This window comes from Micromonospora sp. NPDC049107, assembly GCF_040648595.1.
Lineage (GTDB): Bacteria > Actinomycetota > Actinomycetes > Mycobacteriales > Micromonosporaceae > Micromonospora.
Map to the genome: position 1 here is coordinate 568,013 of NZ_JBEZEC010000001.1, position 17,492 is coordinate 585,504.

General features: G+C 72.2%; 15 protein-coding genes. 11 read left to right on the forward strand and 4 right to left on the reverse strand.

Annotated features, from left to right (window positions below; all coding sequences use genetic code 11):
* Positions 1-101 precede the first annotated feature (101 nt).
* The gene (locus AB0B55_RS02390; protein WP_357117892.1) at positions 102-1,391 is read left to right on the forward strand and encodes an MFS transporter; all 1,290 of its coding nucleotides are present in this window, start codon (positions 102-104) and stop codon (positions 1,389-1,391) included.
* 20 nt (positions 1,392-1,411) lie between these two features.
* Here AB0B55_RS02390 and AB0B55_RS02395 read toward each other — a convergent pair whose 3' ends face one another.
* Together AB0B55_RS02395 and AB0B55_RS02400 are read right to left on the reverse strand one after the other, a co-directional pair.
* Positions 1,412-1,897 carry a GNAT family N-acetyltransferase gene (locus tag AB0B55_RS02395; RefSeq protein ID WP_357169654.1) on the reverse strand — a complete coding sequence of 162 codons (486 nt, stop codon included), beginning with the start codon at positions 1,895-1,897 and terminating at the stop codon, positions 1,412-1,414.
* A 53-nt stretch (positions 1,898-1,950) separates the two neighbouring features.
* Positions 1,951-3,018 (reverse strand): LacI family DNA-binding transcriptional regulator, encoded by a 1,068-nt coding sequence (locus tag AB0B55_RS02400; RefSeq protein WP_357169657.1) that lies wholly within the window; start codon positions 3,016-3,018, stop codon positions 1,951-1,953.
* A 93-nt stretch (positions 3,019-3,111) separates the two neighbouring features.
* Here AB0B55_RS02400 and AB0B55_RS02405 point away from each other — a divergent pair, with 93 nt between their 5' ends.
* The 10 genes from AB0B55_RS02405 (at position 3,112) to AB0B55_RS02450 (ending at position 14,996) form a co-directional block, all read left to right on the forward strand.
* On the forward strand, positions 3,112-3,828 hold the full coding sequence (locus AB0B55_RS02405) for a cupin domain-containing protein (RefSeq protein ID WP_357169660.1): 717 nt from the start codon (positions 3,112-3,114) through the stop codon (positions 3,826-3,828).
* Between the two features lie 278 nt (positions 3,829-4,106).
* The gene (locus AB0B55_RS02410; RefSeq protein ID WP_357169663.1) at positions 4,107-5,093 is read left to right on the forward strand and encodes an ABC transporter permease; all 987 of its coding nucleotides are present in this window, start codon (positions 4,107-4,109) and stop codon (positions 5,091-5,093) included.
* A gap of 23 nt (positions 5,094-5,116) precedes the next feature.
* A complete protein-coding gene (locus AB0B55_RS02415; RefSeq protein WP_357169667.1) occupies positions 5,117-6,121 on the forward strand; it encodes an ABC transporter substrate-binding protein in 1,005 nt (334 codons plus the stop codon).
* 4 nt (positions 6,122-6,125) lie between these two features.
* Positions 6,126-6,920, forward strand: coding sequence for an ABC transporter ATP-binding protein (locus tag AB0B55_RS02420; RefSeq protein WP_357169670.1), 795 nt, complete (start codon positions 6,126-6,128; stop codon positions 6,918-6,920).
* A gap of 27 nt (positions 6,921-6,947) precedes the next feature.
* Complete coding sequence (locus AB0B55_RS02425; protein ID WP_357169673.1) at positions 6,948-8,099, forward strand: Gfo/Idh/MocA family oxidoreductase; 1,152 nt, start codon at positions 6,948-6,950, stop codon at positions 8,097-8,099.
* Positions 8,096-9,250: a dihydrodipicolinate synthase family protein gene (locus AB0B55_RS02430; protein ID WP_357169676.1), complete on the forward strand. Its 1,155-nt coding sequence runs from the start codon at positions 8,096-8,098 to the stop codon at positions 9,248-9,250. Before AB0B55_RS02425 ends, AB0B55_RS02430 begins: the two co-directional genes overlap by 4 nt.
* Positions 9,247-10,050: a sugar phosphate isomerase/epimerase family protein gene (locus tag AB0B55_RS02435; RefSeq protein WP_357169679.1), complete on the forward strand. Its 804-nt coding sequence runs from the start codon at positions 9,247-9,249 to the stop codon at positions 10,048-10,050. Before AB0B55_RS02430 ends, AB0B55_RS02435 begins: the two co-directional genes overlap by 4 nt.
* A gap of 47 nt (positions 10,051-10,097) precedes the next feature.
* Positions 10,098-11,069 carry an acyltransferase domain-containing protein gene (locus tag AB0B55_RS02440; protein ID WP_357117925.1) on the forward strand — a complete coding sequence of 324 codons (972 nt, stop codon included), beginning with the start codon at positions 10,098-10,100 and terminating at the stop codon, positions 11,067-11,069.
* 4 nt (positions 11,070-11,073) lie between these two features.
* On the forward strand, positions 11,074-11,718 hold the full coding sequence (locus tag AB0B55_RS02445) for a hypothetical protein (RefSeq protein WP_357117928.1): 645 nt from the start codon (positions 11,074-11,076) through the stop codon (positions 11,716-11,718).
* A 257-nt stretch (positions 11,719-11,975) separates the two neighbouring features.
* Positions 11,976-14,996 (forward strand): S8 family serine peptidase, encoded by a 3,021-nt coding sequence (locus tag AB0B55_RS02450; RefSeq protein ID WP_357169682.1) that lies wholly within the window; start codon positions 11,976-11,978, stop codon positions 14,994-14,996.
* A 51-nt stretch (positions 14,997-15,047) separates the two neighbouring features.
* On the opposite strand, the gene AB0B55_RS02455 is transcribed toward AB0B55_RS02450, so the two are convergent.
* Positions 15,048-15,809: a hypothetical protein gene (locus tag AB0B55_RS02455; protein WP_357117934.1), complete on the reverse strand. Its 762-nt coding sequence runs from the start codon at positions 15,807-15,809 to the stop codon at positions 15,048-15,050.
* Between the two features lie 110 nt (positions 15,810-15,919).
* Positions 15,920-17,479, reverse strand: coding sequence for an acetolactate synthase large subunit (locus tag AB0B55_RS02460; protein ID WP_357169686.1), 1,560 nt, complete (start codon positions 17,477-17,479; stop codon positions 15,920-15,922).
* Positions 17,480-17,492 lie beyond the last annotated feature (13 nt).

The following is a 17,492-nucleotide window of genomic DNA, read 5'->3' on the forward strand; positions in this document are numbered from 1 at the left end:
TCCCACGGCCGTCTCGGTGCATGGGTGTCCCGGCGGGTTCGTGAACATCGGCCCGGTGTGACGGTCGGCGCGGCGCGAGGCGGGCCGCTACCCTCGGCGTGATGAGCCGAGCCGCCAGCCCCGCGCGGGCTCCGCTGTGGCGGGACCGTGCCTTCGGCACGTACTGGATCGCGCAGTCGCTCTCCGCGGCCGGCGACGCGTTCGCCTACCTCGCGGTACCGCTGCTGGTGTTGCAGGCGACCGGATCGGTGGCCCAGATGGGCCTGCTCACCGCCGTCGCGGGCGCGGCGTCCGTGGCCGCCGGCATCTTCGGCGGGGTGCTGGTCGACAGGTACGACAGGCGTCGGCTGATGATCGTCGCGGACCTGGTCCGGCTGGTCCTCTACGGTCTCGTGCCGCTGGTCTGGCTCGCTGGCCCGCGCGTCTGGCTGCTCTTCGTCGTGCTGCCGGTCTGCGAGGCGGCCGGCATGCTGTTCCAGGTCGCCGCGGTGACCGCCGTCCGCAACCTCGTCGACGCCGACCGGATCACCGAGGCCAACGGCCGGCTCCAGGCGACGTTCGCGGCGACCGCCGTCCTCGGGCCGCTGCTCGCCGGTGTGGTGTCGGCCCGCTTCGGCCCGGCGGTCGCCATCGCCGTCAACGCCGCCAGCTTCGCCCTCTCGGCCGTTGGCCTGCGGCTGATCCGGTTGCGCACCGCCCAGCCCGCCGACACCGCGCCGATGGCCCGGGAACGCCCGCTGGTCGAGTTCCTGGCCGGCGCGCGGTTCCTGTGGCGCCAGCCCGTGCTCCGCGCGCTGACCGTCCTGCTGTCGGTGTTCATCTTCCTCACCTACGGCTTCACCGACGTGCTGATCTACCACGTGACCCACGACCTCGGCGGCACCGAGGGGACGGTCGGCACCGTACTCGGCCTGGCGGCCCTGGGCACGGTCGCCGGGGCGCTGCTGGTGGCTCCGCTGCGCCGGCGACGCGGATTCGGCGCCACCTGGATCGGCGCGCACGCGATCTGCGGGTTCGCGGTGGCGGGCGTCGGCGTCGCGACGACCGTGCCGACGGTCACCGCCCTGACCGCCGTGTACCTGTGCTGTCTCAGCGTCGGCGGAATCTGCTCGATGTCACTGCGCCAGGAGATCACTCCCGACCATCTGCTCGGTCGGGTCACCTCGGCGTTCTGGAGCACGCACTACGCCCTCGGCCCGGCCGGCGCGGTGATTCTGACGTGGACGGCCAGCCGGTACGGCGTACCGGCGGTGGCGCTCGTCGCCGGAGCGGGTTGCCTGCTGGTGGCGGTCGGCGGGCTGTTCACCCCGGTCCGCCGCGCGGGCGCCGAACCGGCGTCCACCGCACCGGGACTCGGGCCGGCGCCGGCCGTCGGCACGACCGGCGGCTGAGGCACCGCACGGCGGGGGACTCAGAACTCCCGGTACATGACGTGCAGGCCGACCCGCCCGAGGGTTCGGTGGCGGAACGCGCCCGGCACCGTGCCGACCACCTCGAAGCCCTCCCGCAGGTACAGCTCGACCGCCGTCCGGTTCGTCTCCACCACGGCGTTGAACTGCATCCCGGCGTACCCCGCGAGGCGGGCCCAGGTCAGAGCGTCGCGGCACAGCGCGGTGCCGACGCCCCGGCCCCGGGCGTCGGCGGCCACCAGGAAGCTGGCGGTGCTGACGTGCGCGCCCGGTCCGGGACGGTTGGCCCCCATCTTCGCGCTGCCCAGCACCCGATCACCGTCGGTCGCGACGACGGTCCGTCCGGGCGCGGCCTCCACCCAGAGGGCGTACGCCTCCTGCGCGGTCATCCCCGGGTCGTAGGCGAAGGTCTCCTGTGCCCGGATCACGTCCTCGATGATCGGCCACACCTGCGACCAGTCCTGGTCGGTGAACGTACGGATCAACACGGGCGCAGGCTACGCAGGACGCGCCGGCGGGGACAACGGGTTTTGCGGGCCCGTCAGGAGGCGGCGTCGGCGCGCCGGGCGCGCGGCATCGTCGTGGCGCGTGCTCGACCCGGCGTCGGCCCGGCGGTGTCCCGGCGGACCAGTTCGGCGGGCAGCACCTCGACCCGGGGGGTCGGCGCCGCCGCGCCGAGCACCAGCGACATGGCCCGGACCCCCATGTCGACGAGGGGGAGCCGCACCGTGGTCAACGCGGGTGTGACGTCGCGGGCGATCGGCATGTCGTCGAAGCCGACGACGGAGATCCGTCCCGGTACGGCGAGCGAGCGGGCCCGCAGGGTGGCGAGGGCGCCGATGGCCATCGAGTCGTTGAGCGCCACGATGGCGGTCAGCTCCGGATCGGAGTCGAGCAGCCGGGCGGTGGCCTCCGCGCCGCCGTCCCGGTCAAACTCGGCGTACCGGATGCGCCGCTCGGGCAGGTCGAGGCCGTGCTCGGCCAGGGCCTGCCGGAGCCCGGCCAGCCGGTCGGTGGTGGTGGTGAGGATGCGCGGGCCGGCGACCACGCCGATCGCCCGGTGGCCCAGCGCGCAGAGTTCGCGGCCGGCGAGGTGACCGCCGGCCTGGTTGTCCGGCATGACGGCGTCGCCGGAGTGCTCGTGGCGGCCGATGACCGCGACCCGCCCGCCGGTCGCCTCGTACGCGGCGAGCTTCTCGTTGAGCTGTCGGGTGAAGGCCTCGTCGTGGTAGCCGGACCCGGCCAGGATCAGCGCAGCCACCTGGTGGCCGCGCAGCAGCTCCACGTACTCCAGCTCGCGGTCCGGGTCGCGGTAGCTGTTGCAGATCATCAGCAGCCGGCCCTGGTCGGTGGCGACGCGTTGCAGGCCGCGGGTGATCTCGGCGAAGTACGGGTCGGAGACGTCGTGCACGATCACGCCGACCGCGCTGCGGTGCGAGCGGGCCAGCAGTTGGGCGTGCGCGTTCGGCACGTACTGCAACTCGGCGACGGCCGCGAGCACCCGTTCGCGCAGCTCGTCGGTGACCGGTTTGCTGCTGCCGTTGATGACGCGCGAGGCCGTGGCGGGTGAGACGCCCGCGCGCCGCGCCACGTCGGACAAGGTCGCCATGGCCCGCCCCCTCGGTCTGTTGACGGCGTTTCGCCGCGCCGGCTAGCGTCACCGTACCGCAGAGAAAGCCCTTTCCCGCAGGGAGGCCCGGCCATGTCGGAACGCTTCGCGGCACTGCCCGGCGGCATCGGAGTGTCCCGGCTGCGCGTCTACGACACGGCGGCGCCGGACGGCGTGGTCGGCGGCACCCCGCACGTGCACCTGTGCTGCACCGAGGGGTACGTGGTGACCGGCGGCGAGGGCGCGGTGCAGACCCTCGGCGGCGAGGGCTTCCGGGAGACCCCGCTGCGGGCGGGCACGGTGGTGTGGTTCGAACCGGGCACCGTGCACCGCCTGGTGAACGGCGGTGATCTGTCCATCGTGGTGCTCATGCAGAACAGCGGCCTGCCCGAGGCCGGCGACGCGGTCCTGACCTTCCCGCCCGAGGTGCTGGCCGACCCCGAGGCGTACGCCGAGGCCGCGGCGCTGCCGGACGGGGGAGCGCCGGAGGCGGACGTGCGGGGCGCGTACCGTCGGCGGGATCTGGCGGTGGCCGGCTTCGCGGCGCTGCGGTCCGGTGGGCCGACGGCGCTGGCCGCCTTTTACGCGGCGGCGGCGGCGCTGCGCCGGCCGCTGCTGGCGGCCTGGCGGCAGCGGTGGGCGGACGGCGCGGGTGCGGCCGCCGCCGGCACCGGCGCCCAGTTGGACGCCCTGGAGCGGGGCGAGTGGCGTTATCTGGGCGGGGCCGGCGTGTACGCGGTGGACGCGCCCGTCGAGCGTGGCCGGTTGGGGATGTGCGGCCTGCTCGACACCTATCCGGCTGCCGGCTGACGCCGCCGGTGCCGCGCGGTCCAGTTCGGACCGCGAGGGCGATGATCCACTCGGTTTCAGGGCAGTCGCGGTGTCCGAGAGGGAGGGAAGGCCCGGTTTCCAGCAAGCCGAGTCGACCGTGGGCGACGCCTTCACCGGGCGGCCCGACGGGCGTCGAATAGATCGAGGAAAGGCCTTGCCTGCGGTCTGGACGCCGCCTACGCTCCCAGGAAAGCGTTTGCCTGACCCGCCGACCGACCCGGCCCCCGGGTGCCGCGCCGGGCCCCGAGGAGGTTCGCGTGACCGAGAACTCTTTGGACACGGCAGGCCGGCGCGCCGCCGCCGACCAGGCGACTGGTGGGCGGGAAACGGATTCAGCCGCCCCGGCGGACTCCTCGCCCGGATCGGCCGACGCTCGCGTCGGGAGCGGGCTCGGATCCGGAGCGGCCGGTCCGTCGCCGGACGATGATGACCGGTCACCCCGACGCACGCTCGGCCGTCGCGCGGCGGCGGTCGCCGACTCGCTCTGGCGGCCGGCGCTCGTGCTGGCGGCCTTTGTCCTCGCCTGGTGGTTCGTCGCCGCCCGGGAGTACGTGCCGAACTACCTCGTGCCCACCCCCGGTCAGGTCTGGACCACGATGACCGACCAGTGGTCCGAGTTGGCCCGGCACACCCTGGTCACCCTCTACGAGACCGTGCTCGGCTTCGTCCTGGCCGCCGCGCTGGGGCTGGCCACCGCGGTCGCCATCGCCTACTCGCGCACCCTGGACAAGGCGCTCTATCCGATCGTCCTGTTCGCACAGGTCATCCCGAAGATCGCCATCGCGCCGCTGCTGGTCGTCTGGTTCGGTCTCGGCCTCACTCCGAAGATCATCCTGGCGGTGCTCATCGCGTTCTTCCCGGTGGTCATCTCCGGCGTCGCCGGCCTGCGCTCGACCGACCCGGAACTGCTCGACCTCTCCGCCACGATGGGCGCCGGGCCCTGGCGGACCTTCCGCAAGATCCGCTTCCCGAACGCGTTGCCGCACCTCATGGCCGGCCTGAAGGTGGCGGTCACCCTCGCGGTGGTCGGCGCCGTGGTCGGCGAGTTCGTCGGCGCCAGCGAGGGGCTCGGCTACGTCCTGTTGCTGGCCAACGGCAACCTCGACGCCCCGCTGCTGTTCGCCGACCTGATCCTGATGTCCGCCATCGGCATCGTCCTGTTCGTTCTGGTCGAGATCGCCGAGGCGTTGCTCATCCCGTGGCACGCCAGCCGTCGCGCCGGCGTGTCCCTCACCACCTCCTGACCGACCCCATCACGGAGGCACCGATGAAGCGCACCGCCACCACCATCCTGGCCACCGCCGCCCTGTTGCTCGCCGCCGCCGGCTGCGGCGGCTCGGACTCCGCCGGCAGGACCGGCGCCGACGGCAGGAAACAGGTCACCCTCACCCTCAACTGGGTGCCGTACGGCGAGCACGCGCCCTTCTACTACGGTCTGCAGCAGGGCTACTACTCCGCCGAGGGCATCGACCTGAAGGTCCTGCCCGGCAACGGCTCCGGCAACACCGTCAAGCAGGTCGCCCAGAAACAGACCGACTTCGGCTGGGCCGACAGTCCCGTCCTGCTCAAGTCGGTGGCCAGCGGGATGCCGGTGCGCAGCCTCGGCGCATACCTGGAGAAGGGCCCGTCCTCGGTGGAGTTCTTCACCGAGAAGAACATCAGGACACCGGCCGACCTCAAGGGCAAGACCGTCGGCGGCACACCCGGCGACGCCCTCTACGCGACCTTCCCGGCCTGGTTGGAGAAGAACGGCCTGAAGAAGGACGACGTCAAGGTCGTCAACGTGGACGCCGCCGGCAAGATCGCCGCCCTGGCCGAGGGCAGGGTCGACGCCATCATGGGCTTCTTCCACGACCAGGCGCCCACCATCGAGAGCAAGACCGGCAAGAAGGTCGACGTGCTGCTCTTCGCCGACTACGGGATGAACCTGCTCGGCACCGGACTGATCGCCAACACCCAGACCCTGCAGAAGGACCCGGAGCTGGCCCGCAGGTTCGTCCGGGCCACCCAGAAGTCCTGGGCCGACGCGGCGCGCGACCCGGCCGGCGCGGTGAGCGCCATGGTCGCGCTCGCCGAGAACGAGCCGGCCCCCGAGGTGCTCACCAAGCAGCTCACCCTCAACCTGCCGCTGCTCGGCGGCGACGGTCCGGCCGGGGTGAACACCGAAGCCCAGTGGTCCGAGACCATCGACCTGATGGCCCGCTACGCGGAGCTGAAGGATCCGGGCGCGCCGGACGCGTACTGGGACTCGTCGTACGCGGCCAAGGGCTGACGAGGTGAGCGCCGCGCCGGCGACCACCGGCACCGCCATCGGGATGTCCGGGGTGACCGTCCGGTTCACCACCCGACGTTCGCGGACCACCGCGCTCGACGACGTGTCCCTGCACATCGAGCCGGGCGAGTTCGTCACCATCGTCGGCCCGTCCGGCTGCGGCAAGTCCACCCTGCTGAAGATCGTCGCCGGACTGGTGAAGCCCACCAGCGGCGAGGTCTCGCTGTTGCGACAACCGGTGCGCGGCCCGCAGCAGGAGATCGGCTTCGTCTTCCAGAAGGCCGCGCTGCTCCAGTGGCGTGGCGCGCGGGCCAACATCCTGCTGCAGGCCGAGATGCGCGGGATGGACCGGGCGCGGGCGGCCCGTCGGGCGGACGAGCTGATCGAGATGACCGGGCTGACCGGCTTCGAGAAGGCGCTGCCGCACGAGCTGTCCGGCGGTATGCAGCAGCGGGTGGCGCTCTGCCGGGCGCTGCTGCACGCCCCACCGGTGCTGCTCATGGACGAGCCGTTCGGCGCCCTGGACGCGCTGACCCGCGAGCAGATGAACGCCGAGCTGCACCGCATCTGGCGGGAGACCGGCAGCACGGTGGTGCTGGTCACCCACTCCATCGCCGAGGCGGTCTTCCTCGGCACCCGGGTCGTGGTGATGAGCGCCCGGCCCGGCCGGATCATCCGCGCCTTCGACGTCGAGCTGCCCGCGCACCGCGACTACGCGCAGGTGATGTCGGACTCCCGCTTCGACCGGCTCGCCACCGAACTGCGCGGACTGCTCGGCAGCGCGGCCGCCAACCACTGAACGACCAGCACGACGAAGGGGACCACCATGACCCGCAGGTCGATCGGCATCATCGTCAACGGCGTGACCGGACGGATGGGCTACCGCCAGCACCTCGTCCGGTCCCTGCTGGCCATCCGCGAGTCCGGCGGCGTGACGTTGGCCGACGGCACGACCATCTGGCCGGAACCGGTCCTGGTGGGGCGCAACGAGACCAAGCTCCGCGAGCTCGCCGGGCGGCACGGCCTCACCGACTGGACCACCGACCTGACCGCCGCGCTGGCCCGCGACGACGTCGAGATCTACTTCGACGCCCTGGTCACCCAGCAGCGGGAGAAGGCGATCCGCCAGGCGATCGAGGCCGGCATGCACATCTACACGGAGAAGCCGCTCGCCGAGGACACCGCCGCCGCACTCGACCTGGCCCGCGCCGCCGACGCGGCCGGTGTCCGCACCGGCGTCGTGCAGGACAAGCTGTTCCTGCCCGGCCTGCGCAAACTCAAGCGGCTCGTCGACGGCGGCTTCTTCGGTCGGATCCTCTCGGTGCGCGGCGAGTTCGGCTACTGGGTCTTCGAGGGCGACTGGCAGCCGGCCCAGCGTCCCTCGTGGAACTACCGCGCCGAGGCCGGCGGCGGCATCACCTCGGACATGTTCCCGCACTGGCACTACGTGCTCCAGGAGCTGTTCGGCCGGGTCACCGCGGTCACCTGTGTGACCGCCACCCACGTGCCCGAGCGGTTCGACGAGGAGGGCCGCGCCTACGCCGCCACCGCTGACGACGCCGCGTACGCCATCTTCGAACTCGACGGCGGCGTGATCGCGCAGATCAACTCGTCGTGGGGTGTGCGGGTGTACCGCGACGAGCTGGTGGAGTTCCAGGTCGACGGCACCGAGGGCAGCGCCGTCGCCGGGCTGCGCCGCTGCCGGGCGCAGCACCGAGCGGTCACCCCGAAACCGGTGTGGAACCCGGACCTGCCGGTCACCGAGGACTTCCGCGCGCAGTGGACCGAGGTGCCCGACAACGAGGAGTTCGACAACGGCTTCAAGATGCAGTGGGAGGCATTCCTGCGGCACGTCGTGGCCGGCGAGCCGTTCCCGTGGGACTTCCTGGCCGGCGCGCGCGGCGTGCAGCTTGCCGAGCTGGGGCTCCGCGCGGCCCGCGAGGGCGTCCGCGTCGAGGTTCCGGAGCTGCACCCGTGAGCGCCGTCGAAGTGGCGCTGCCGGGCGGGCGGCGACACCGGCTCACCGGGGCCGACGGATTCACCCGCCCGGCCGCACCGGCGACCAGCCGGATCGCGTACGCCGCCGCGCACGTGGTCGCCGATCCGGGCGCGGAGAACGTACCGGGCGCCCCGGCGACGGTGGACTGGGACGCCACCCTCGCATTCCGGCGGCACCTGTGGTCGTACGGGCTGGGTGTCGCCGAGGCGATGGACACCGCCCAGCGGGGAATGGGGCTGGACTATCCGGCGACCCGGGAGCTGGTCCGACGCAGTGCCGCCGAGGCCCGTGCCGTGGGCGGGCGGATCGTCGCCGGTGTCGGCACCGACCAGCTCCCGGCCGGCCCGGCCAGCCTGGCCGGGGTCACCGCCGCGTACCGCGAGCAGCTCGACGACGTCCGCGCCGCCGGCGCGCGGCCGGTGCTGATGTGCAGCCGGCACCTGGCCGCCACCGCCCGCGACGCCGAGGACTACCTACGGGTGTACGACGAGCTGCTGACCGCCGCCGGCGAGCCGGTCGTGCTGCACTGGCTGGGCCCGATGTTCGACCCGGCGCTGACCGGCTACTGGGGGTCCGCCGACCTGGACCTGGCCGCCGACACGGTGGTCGAGCTGGTCAAGGCCCACCAGTCGACGGTGGACGGCATCAAGGTGTCGCTGCTCGACGCCGACCGGGAGGTGGCGTTACGGCGTCGACTGCCGGCCGGGGTACGCCTCTACACCGGCGACGACTTCCACTACCCGGAGCTGATCCGGGGCGACGAGGTGGGCCACTCCGACGCGCTGCTCGGCGTGTTCGCGGCCATCGCGCCGGCCGCCGCCGCCGCGCTGGATGCTCTCGACCGGGGCGACCTGACGTCGTACGACGAGATCTTCGCTCCGACCGTGCCGCTGGCCCGGCACCTGTTCGCGGCGCCGACCTGGCACTACAAGACGGGCATCGTGTTCCTGGCGTGGCTGGCCGGGCACCAGGACCACTTCACGATGGTCGGCGGCGCGCAGTCCGGCCGGTCCCCGGCGCACCTGGCGACCCTGCTCACCCTCGCCGACGCCGCCGGGCTGCTGCCCGACGCGGAGCTGGCCGCCGCCCGCGCGCGGGCGTTCTTCACCGTCGCGGGGGTTGTCCAGTGAGTCTCGCGCGGTTCTCGTTCAACCAGGCCACCGCGCAGCGCTGGGCGCTGCCCGACGTGGTCGCCGGCTGTGTGGCGGCCGGTGTGCCGGGCATCGGACTGTGGCGGGAGCCGGTGGCCGAGTACGGGTTGGCCCGCGCGGCGAAGCTGGTCCGCGACGCGGGCCTCACCGTCACGTCGCTGTGCCGGGGCGGATTCTTCACCGCCGACGACTGGCGTGCGCAGAACCTGCGGGCCATCGAGGAGGCGGCCGCGTTGGGCGCACCCGAGCTGGTGCTCGTATCCGGCGGACTGCCGGCGGGCAGTCGCGACGTCGACGGTGCCCGCCGTCGGGTCGCCGACGCGATCGGCGAGCTGGCGCCGCACGCGGCGGCGGCCGGCGTCCGGCTGGCGATCGAACCGCTGCACCCGATGTTCGCCGCCGACCGCTGTGTGATCGTCACCCTCGGTCAGGCGCTCGACATCGCCGAGCGGTTCGATCCGGCGGTGGTCGGGGTGGTCGTCGACGCGTACCACGTGTGGTGGGACGACACCGTGTACGCGCAGATCGTCCGGGCCGGCGCGCGGATCGCCGCGTTCCAGGTCTGCGACTGGGTGACACCGCTGCCGGAGGGGGTGCTGCTCGGCCGGGCGTTGCCCGGCGACGGGTGCATCGAGCTGCGGCGGCTGCGCGAGGCGGTGGACGCGGCCGGCTACCGCGGTCCGATCGAGGTGGAGGTCTTCTCCGCCGAGGTCTGGGCGCGGCCGGGCGCGCAGGTGCTGGACGCGGCGATCGCCGGCTATCTGCGCCACGTCGTCTGACCGGCGCGGGGCGCAGGGGTACGCCGACCGGCGGTAGGGTCGTCGGCGTGGATCTGGAGAAGACCGCAGCCCTGCTCGGGGTGCCCGTCGAGGCTGTCGAGCGGGTGCACCGGCTGGCCGGCGACCGGCCCTCGGCCCCGCTGCCCGCCAAGGCCGACGCGCCGGCGATCCTCGACCGGCTCGCGGTGCCGCCGGACGACGCCGTCGAGATCATGGCGGGGTGGCCGGAACGCGACTTACCACTGTGGACGCCGGAGCTGCGCTGGCTGCTCGACCGTTCGATCGCGCTGGTCCGCGCGGATCTCGGCGGGTACGGCTGGCTGCCACCCGGGCCGGAGCTGCCGCTCGACCGTGGCCCCGCCTGGCGGCATCTCTACGTGTACGCGTACCTCGCGCTGGTCGAGATCGTGCGGGGCTACCACCGCGACCACGGCGTTCCCGACGCCGTCTCCTGGGCGACGCTCGCCGACCTGGGTCGTAACCTCGCCGTCGACCGGCGGATGCGCGGCGAGGGCTGGCCGGTCATGCAGAGCTGGTTGACGCTGCACGTGCGCGGCGCCGTCTACGAGTTGGGCCGGTTGCAGCACCATCGCGGCGACGGCGCCATCGGCCTGCACATCCCCGACGCGGGGCCGCTGACCCCGGAGGCGGTCTCGGCGTCGCTCGACGAGGCCCGGGTCTTCTTCCCGCGTCACTTCCCCGACGAGCACTACACGGCGTTCTCCTGCGGCTCGTGGCTGCTCGACCCCCAGTTGCGGGAGTACCTGCCCGACGACTCGAACATCATCCGGTTCCAGCGACGGTTCGAGCTGGAGTCCTACGAGGAGCCGGAGGGCCTGGACGCGGACGTCGAGGTGCTGCGATTCGTCTTCCGGACGCTGACCACACCGCTGGACGAGTTGCCGCGCCGCACCGCCCTGCAACGGGCGATCGTCGACCACCTGTCGGCTGGCCGGCACTGGCAGTGGCGTCAGGGCCGCTTCCCGATCGACGCGACGCATCGGCCGTACCTACCCTGATCCGGTGCTAGCCGCCGAAGCCCCGAAGATCACGGACTGGATGCAGGCGTGGGGGAGCCTGGCCGGGTTGGTCATGTCGACCTTCGCCGTCGTCTTCACCGGTCTGCTGTTCCGTCACGAGACCCGGGTCCGTCGGGACGAGCAGGAGAGCCGCGAGGCGGCGCAGGCGCGCCTGGTCATCCCGGTACTGACCCGCGATGACGATGAGAGCGACGGCGTCGTGGTCCGGCGCGACCCGACCGAGGCGACGGTGACCCTCGTCAACCACAGCGCCGCGCCCATCTTCGATGTGCATGTCGACGTCGCCTGGCAGGAGTCGTTCCGCTGGCCCGGACGTCGCCGAGAGATGCAGGGCACCGTGATCGCGAACGGGGGCAGACGCTTCGCCGTGGTGGAGAAGTCCGAGGCGGTGCGCTTCGAGTTGACCGGCACTGCCGCGTACCTGGGGCAGGCGAGGATCCGCTTCACCGACGCGGCCGGGCTGGTGTGGCAGCGAACGGGTCTGGGGTCGCCGGTCCGCTACACCCCGCCGGAGAGCACTCTGGGCAGGGCGTTCCGGTTGCTGCCCTGGGTGCTCCTGGTGATCTACGTGGTGCTTCCCGCGATCGTCATAGCCGCCGTCTTCGCCGTGGTGCGGCTCTGGCCGTAGCCGGTGATTGTCCCGCAGCCGCGCCGAAAAAACATGATCTAGGCACGGGTGAAACATCATGATCTTATCTGCATCATGATCCGTAACACCGCTCGAATCCTCGATTAACCGTCGAGGGCTTAGGTGGGGGAGCGCTCCCATGCGGGTCGCGGTCACTGAAGAAGCTCCACACAGGAGCAATCGAAGGGAGTCTCGTGTCCACACGCACGAGCGGGAAAAATCTGCGAAGACTGGCGATACCGACGCTGGTCGCAGCGATGCTCGCCGGCACAACCGGCGTCGCGGGATCAGCGTCGGCAGCGCCGGGCGACCGGTCGGCCAGCGGCGGCGCCGGCTACTTCACCAAGGGATCGGACCGGCGGACCACGCTGACCGACGGCGCCGATCGTCGCGCCGACGCCGACGGGACCAGCCCGAAGACCGCCGTGGACGCCAACGGCTCGGGTGTCTACGTCGTCGAGCTGGCCGAGGCGCCGCTGACCACGTACGTCGGTGGGACGTCCGGGCTCGCGCGGACCCGCCCCACGCCGGGCGCCCGACTGGACGTGACGTCGGCGCCGTCGCAGGCGTACCGCCGGCACCTCGACGCGCAGCGATCCGCCGTCGCGGGCGCGGCCGGCGTCCAGGTCAAGGCCGCCTACACCGCCGCCTTCAACGGGTTCTCGGCGACGCTGACCGCCAAGCAGGCGACCGCGCTGCGGGCCGACAAGCGCGTCCGCGCCGTCACCGCCGCGCGGGCGCTGGGCACCCGATCGGCGATGCCGCTCGCGGCCGCCCCGAGCGCCCCCGCCGCCGGTACGCCGACCTCCTCCGCGGCCGCCGCGTCCACGACGGACGCCGCCGCGAAGCCGGTCAAGCCGGCCAAGCCGGTCAAGCCCGGCCCGGCCACCGGCGCGGGCATGGTCGTCGGCGTCCTGGACACCGGCATCTGGCCGGAGAGCGCGTCGTTCGCCAAGAAGATGCCGGCGCCCAAGACCTGGCACGGCACCTGCCAGACCGGCGTGGCCTTCGTGGCCGAGCACTGCAACGGCAAGATCGTCGGTGCCCGGTACTTCGCCGACACCTGGCTCGCCGGCGGTGGCTCCGTACCCGAGGGTGAGTTCCTGTCGCCCCGCGACGCGGCCGGGCACGGCACCCACACCGCGTCCACGGCCGCCGGTCTGCCGGTGCGGGACGTCACCATCGACGGCCGCTCCTTCGGTGCCGTCTCCGGTGTCGCGCCGGACGCCCAGATCGCTGTCTACAAGGTGCTCTGGGGCGGGATGGGCTACGACGCCGACATCATCGCCGGCATCGACGCGGCCGTCTCCGACGGTGTGCAGGTCCTGAACTTCTCCATCGGCAGCGACCTCGGCGACTGGGAGGCCAACACCCCCATCGGTGTCGCCTTCCTCAACGCCACGCTGTCCGGCGTCTTCGTGGCGGCGTCGGCGGGCAACACCGGCATCGTGAGCGGGGCCATCAGCAACGCGGCGCCCTGGGTCACCACGGTGGGCGCGGCGGTGACCAACGCCAACGAGGCGACGGTCAAGCTGGGCGACGGCACCAAGCTGGTCGGCGGCTCACTGGACGCCCTGCCCGGCGATGCCTCGCGGCCGATGGTCTTCGGCGACCAGGCCGGCTCACTGGAGCAGGGTTCGGCGTACTGCGAACCCGGCAGCCTGGACGCGGCCAAGATCAAGGGCAAGGTGGTCGCCTGCGCGCTGTCGTCCCCCTTCTACTCCGCGCTGGAGGTGAAGGAGAAGGGCGGGGCCGGGATGGTCGTGTTCGTCCCGGAAGGCAACTACCGGGTCAACTCCGTCTACAACTTCCCGGTGGTCTACCTGAACACCGAGAAGCAGGCCGGCACGCTGTTCAACTACCTGATGCGCCACCCCACCGACGCCAGGGTGTCGCTGCGCAACGGTGGCGACGGCTCCAGCGTCCCGGGGATCCCGAGCGTGGCGGACTTCTCCTCCACCGGCCCGGACAAGGTGACCCTCGGCGTCTTCAAGCCGGACCTGGTCGCGCCGGGGACGGACATCATCGCCGCGGTCTCACCGGCGGGTAACTTCGGTCGGGACTACGACGCGTACTCCGGAACCTCGATGGCCTCGCCGTACGTGGCCGGCGCGGCGGCGATCCTGCGCGCCACGCACCCGACCTGGTCGCCGGGGACCGTCGCCTCGGCCCTGCGGACCACCGCCACCGACACCCGGGGCACCAGCAACCCGCTGGACCAGGGCAGCGGTTTCATCAACCTGACCGGAGCCAAGGACCCGGGCCTGGTCATCGAGCCGACCGCGGCCGACCTGGTCGAGTTCAGCGAGACGGCCCAGCCCGACGGCAAGGAACTCAACCTGCCGGCCATCTCGCTGCGCGAGTACGACGGCACCCACCCGGTGACCATCAAGCGCACCCTGACCAACGTGGGTACGACGCGGGAGACCTACCGGTCGTCGGTGTCCGGCCTGCCCGGCATGACGGTAACGGTGTCGCCCGCGTCGGTGACGCTCGCGCCGGGCAAGTCCGCGACGGTGTCCATCACGCTGCGCCGGGGCAGCGCCCCCTGGGACCGGTACGTCACCGGGTCGATCACCTGGCGCGGCAAGGTCCACAGTGCCCGCATCCCCGTCGCCGCCCGCCCGTGGGGCATCACCCCCCGGCCGTACGCTGACGACGGCGAGGAGTTCGGCCGGATGACCAGCGGCTCGTTCGGCTACGCCCAGCCGGGCTTCACCGGCCCGCTCACCGGTCGCAGCACCGGCTACACGCCGATGCGCCGGGACTCGTACTCGATGCCGGCCGGTGTGTACGGCGGCGTGTTCGACCCGAGCGCGTCCGGCGTGAAGAAGGTCGACTTCACGGTGCCGGCGAACACCGCCGGCATCATCGTCGAGGCCAACACCGAGGATCCGAACACGAACCTCGACCTGTACCTGTACAAGGGCGACAAGCTCGTCTACAGCAGTGACAGGTACTGGACCAGCGCGGAGCAGGCGTACAAGTTCCTGCCCGAGCCGGGGCGCTACACGGCCTACGTGTTCGCGCAGGTGCCCGGTGGCCCGGTCGTGGACTTCCAGTTGAGCCACGCCATCATCGGTCGCAACGCCACCTACGCGCCGGCCACGCTGACGTTGCCGTCGACGACCGAGCGCGGCATGAGCCTCAACTTCACGTTGAAGCCCAACCGGCCGCTGCCCGAGGGCGACTTCTGGGCGTACACCGAGTACCGCACCAACGGCACGGTCGTCCCCGGCAACCTCGTCTACACCCAGCAGAGCGCCTGGGAGGAGTAGCCGTACCGGAATCGTGGGGCGGCGCTGTCGTGCGCCGCCCCACTGTTCTCGCTAGCGCTGCCAGGCGTCGATCGTGCGCACGCCCTTGCGCATGGTCTGGTCCAGGATGGCGGGATTGCCGCTGCTGCCCTCCCAGCCCTGGTCGTCGAAGACCGTCACGACCCCGTCGACCCGGGCCACGGCGATCTGGCTGGACCCCTCGCCGCCGGTGCGCTCGCCGTTCAGGTTCGTGGCGGCCCAGGCGCGGGTCACGAGCAACGCCTCGTCCCCGACACCGGGCACTGCCCTGCTCTCGACCGTGACCGGGTCGTCGCCCTGGTCGAAGGATGGGCAGGCCTTCACCGCATCGCTCAGACGGCGCAGGTAGTCCGTGGCGCCGTCGCCCGCGAAGGTGAAGATGGTCTGGTGGATCATGCCCTGCGGCGTGTTGCTGTCGGGCTCGCCGGCCTTCTTGTACGTCACCGTCATGGCCGCGCTCGCGGTGACCTGCCGGCCCCCGGTGCCGAACTCGTTGCCGCACAGCTTGGGCAGCGCCTCGGCGACCGGCGTCGAACGTCGGGGTGACTTCCGCAGCTCAGACGGTAGCTCCACGAAGGCCGACGTCGGGATGGTCGTCGGCGCGCTGGCGCTCCCGGACGGCGGGTCGGTCGGACTCGCCGGGGCCGACGTCGTCGACGCGCTCGACGGTGTCGCGTCGGATCCCTCCTCGGCAGCCGTGCAGGCGGTGCTCAGCGCGACGGTGCCCACCAACGGCAGGATCAGCCCGAGCATCCGGGGCGCTCGGACGGTCGGCGGCAGTGCGGATCGGCTCATGGTTCCCCCCTCACCTCGACCTGAGCAGTTCCCCGCCAGCGGCGACCGGAAACGATCAATGCCGCCGTGGCGACCGGGGTCGAGCGGCCGCGTCGCGGGACCGGATGCGTCTACGCGGCGGCCGGGATGACGGCCTCGATGAGGTGCGGTCCGTCGTCGGCCAGCGCTCGGGAAAGCTGTTCCGCGAGTTGCTCGGCGGTGGTGACACGACTGGCCGGCATGCCGAAGGCGTTCGCCAGACCCACGAAGTCGATCTGTGGGTTGGCCAGGTCGAACAGCGGATTTCCGTCCGGGTTGGTGTGACCCGGACGATTGCTGAAGTACTCCCACTCCTGGCGCAGAATCGCGTACGCGCGGTTGTTGAGGACGACGTTGGTGATGTTCAACCCCTCGCGTACCTGCGTCCACAGCGCGGTGACGGTGTACATGACGCAGCCGTCCGCCACCAGCGCCAGTACCGGCCGGTCGGGTGCCGCGACCGCGGCACCGACGGCGAGGGGCAGGCCGTCACCCATCGCTCCGCCGGTCTGCATCAGCACGTCGTGGCGGGGAGCGCCAGCGGTGGCGGCAGCCAGGGCGGTGCCGGAGCTGACACTCTCGTCGATGACGATGGCGCGTTCCGGCAGCAACGCCGCGACGACGTCCGTCCAGTTCCGCAGGGTGAGGTTCCCGGTCGGCAGCGCCGGTCGACGCGGTTCGGTCACCGGGGTGGTTGCGTCCGGGGCCACCAGGTCGGCGAGTCGGTCGAGCGCGCCGACGGCGTCCTGGCCAACCTCGGCCAGGACGTGCGTCTGCGCTCCCTCGGGTACGAGCAGGCTCGGTTGATCGGAGTAGGCGAAGAAGGAGACGGGTGCCTTGGTGCCCGCGACGATGACGTGCCGTATCCCGTGCAGTTGGTCGAGCACCTGATCCGGATAGAAGCCGAGCCGGGGAAACATGGGCAGGCCGGCCCCACGCTCGACCCGGTTGGAGTACAACTCCTGGAACACCCGCGCGCCCGTCGACGCCGCGATACGGCCGGCGGCCAACAGACCCGACTCCCGCAGCACGGTCCCGCCGATGATCAGGGCGGTGGACTCCCCGGCGCGAAGGACCTCCGCGATCCGCGTGAGCACGTCCTGGCTGACGGCCGGCGTCGCGCGGGGCGGCATCGGCGGTGCGGCCGTGCCTCCGTCCGACCACGACACGTCCGCCGGCATGATGACGGTGGCGATCTGACCGGGTGGCTCCAGGACGGCGGCGAGCGTGGCCGCGCCGTCGGGGCCGGCCCCGGCCGCGTCCTCGGGTCGGCGAACCGGCCCTTGCAGCCATCCGCCCAGGGCGGCGATGTCCGAGTTCAACGGAGGATCGAAGGCGGTGTGGAACGTCGCGTGGTCGCCGACGATGTTGACCACCGGCGAGTTGGCGCGTCGGCTGTTGTGCAGATTCGTGAGCCCGTACGCGAGTCCGGGCCCGAGATGCAGCAGGGTCGCCGCCGGCTTGCCCGCGATACGGGCGTAGCCGTCGGCCGCGCCGGTGACGACGCCCTCGAACAGCGCGAGCACTCCGCGCAGTTCGGGGACCGACTCCAGCGCCCCGACCAGGTGCAGCTCGGTGGTGCCGGGGTTCGTGAAGAGCACCTCCACTCCGGCGTCGGCCAGCGTCCGCAGCAGTGCTTCCGCGCCGTTCACACCCACCACCTCA

Bases quoted from the DNA above. Each gene is read 5' to 3' on its own strand.
- AB0B55_RS02415 (WP_357169667.1), top strand. From the start codon at position 5,117: ATGAAGCGCACCGCCACCACCATCCTGGCCACCGCCGCCCTGTTGCTC.
- AB0B55_RS02390 (WP_357117892.1), top strand. From the start codon at position 102: ATGAGCCGAGCCGCCAGCCCCGCGCGGGCTCCGCTGTGGCGGGACCGT.
- AB0B55_RS02455 (WP_357117934.1), bottom strand. From the start codon at position 15,809: ATGAGCCGATCCGCACTGCCGCCGACCGTCCGAGCGCCCCGGATGCTC.
- AB0B55_RS02425 (WP_357169673.1), top strand. From the start codon at position 6,948: ATGACCCGCAGGTCGATCGGCATCATCGTCAACGGCGTGACCGGACGG.
- AB0B55_RS02450 (WP_357169682.1), top strand. From the start codon at position 11,976: ATGCTCGCCGGCACAACCGGCGTCGCGGGATCAGCGTCGGCAGCGCCG.
- AB0B55_RS02400 (WP_357169657.1), bottom strand. From the start codon at position 3,018: ATGGCGACCTTGTCCGACGTGGCGCGGCGCGCGGGCGTCTCACCCGCC.
- AB0B55_RS02405 (WP_357169660.1), top strand. From the start codon at position 3,112: ATGTCGGAACGCTTCGCGGCACTGCCCGGCGGCATCGGAGTGTCCCGG.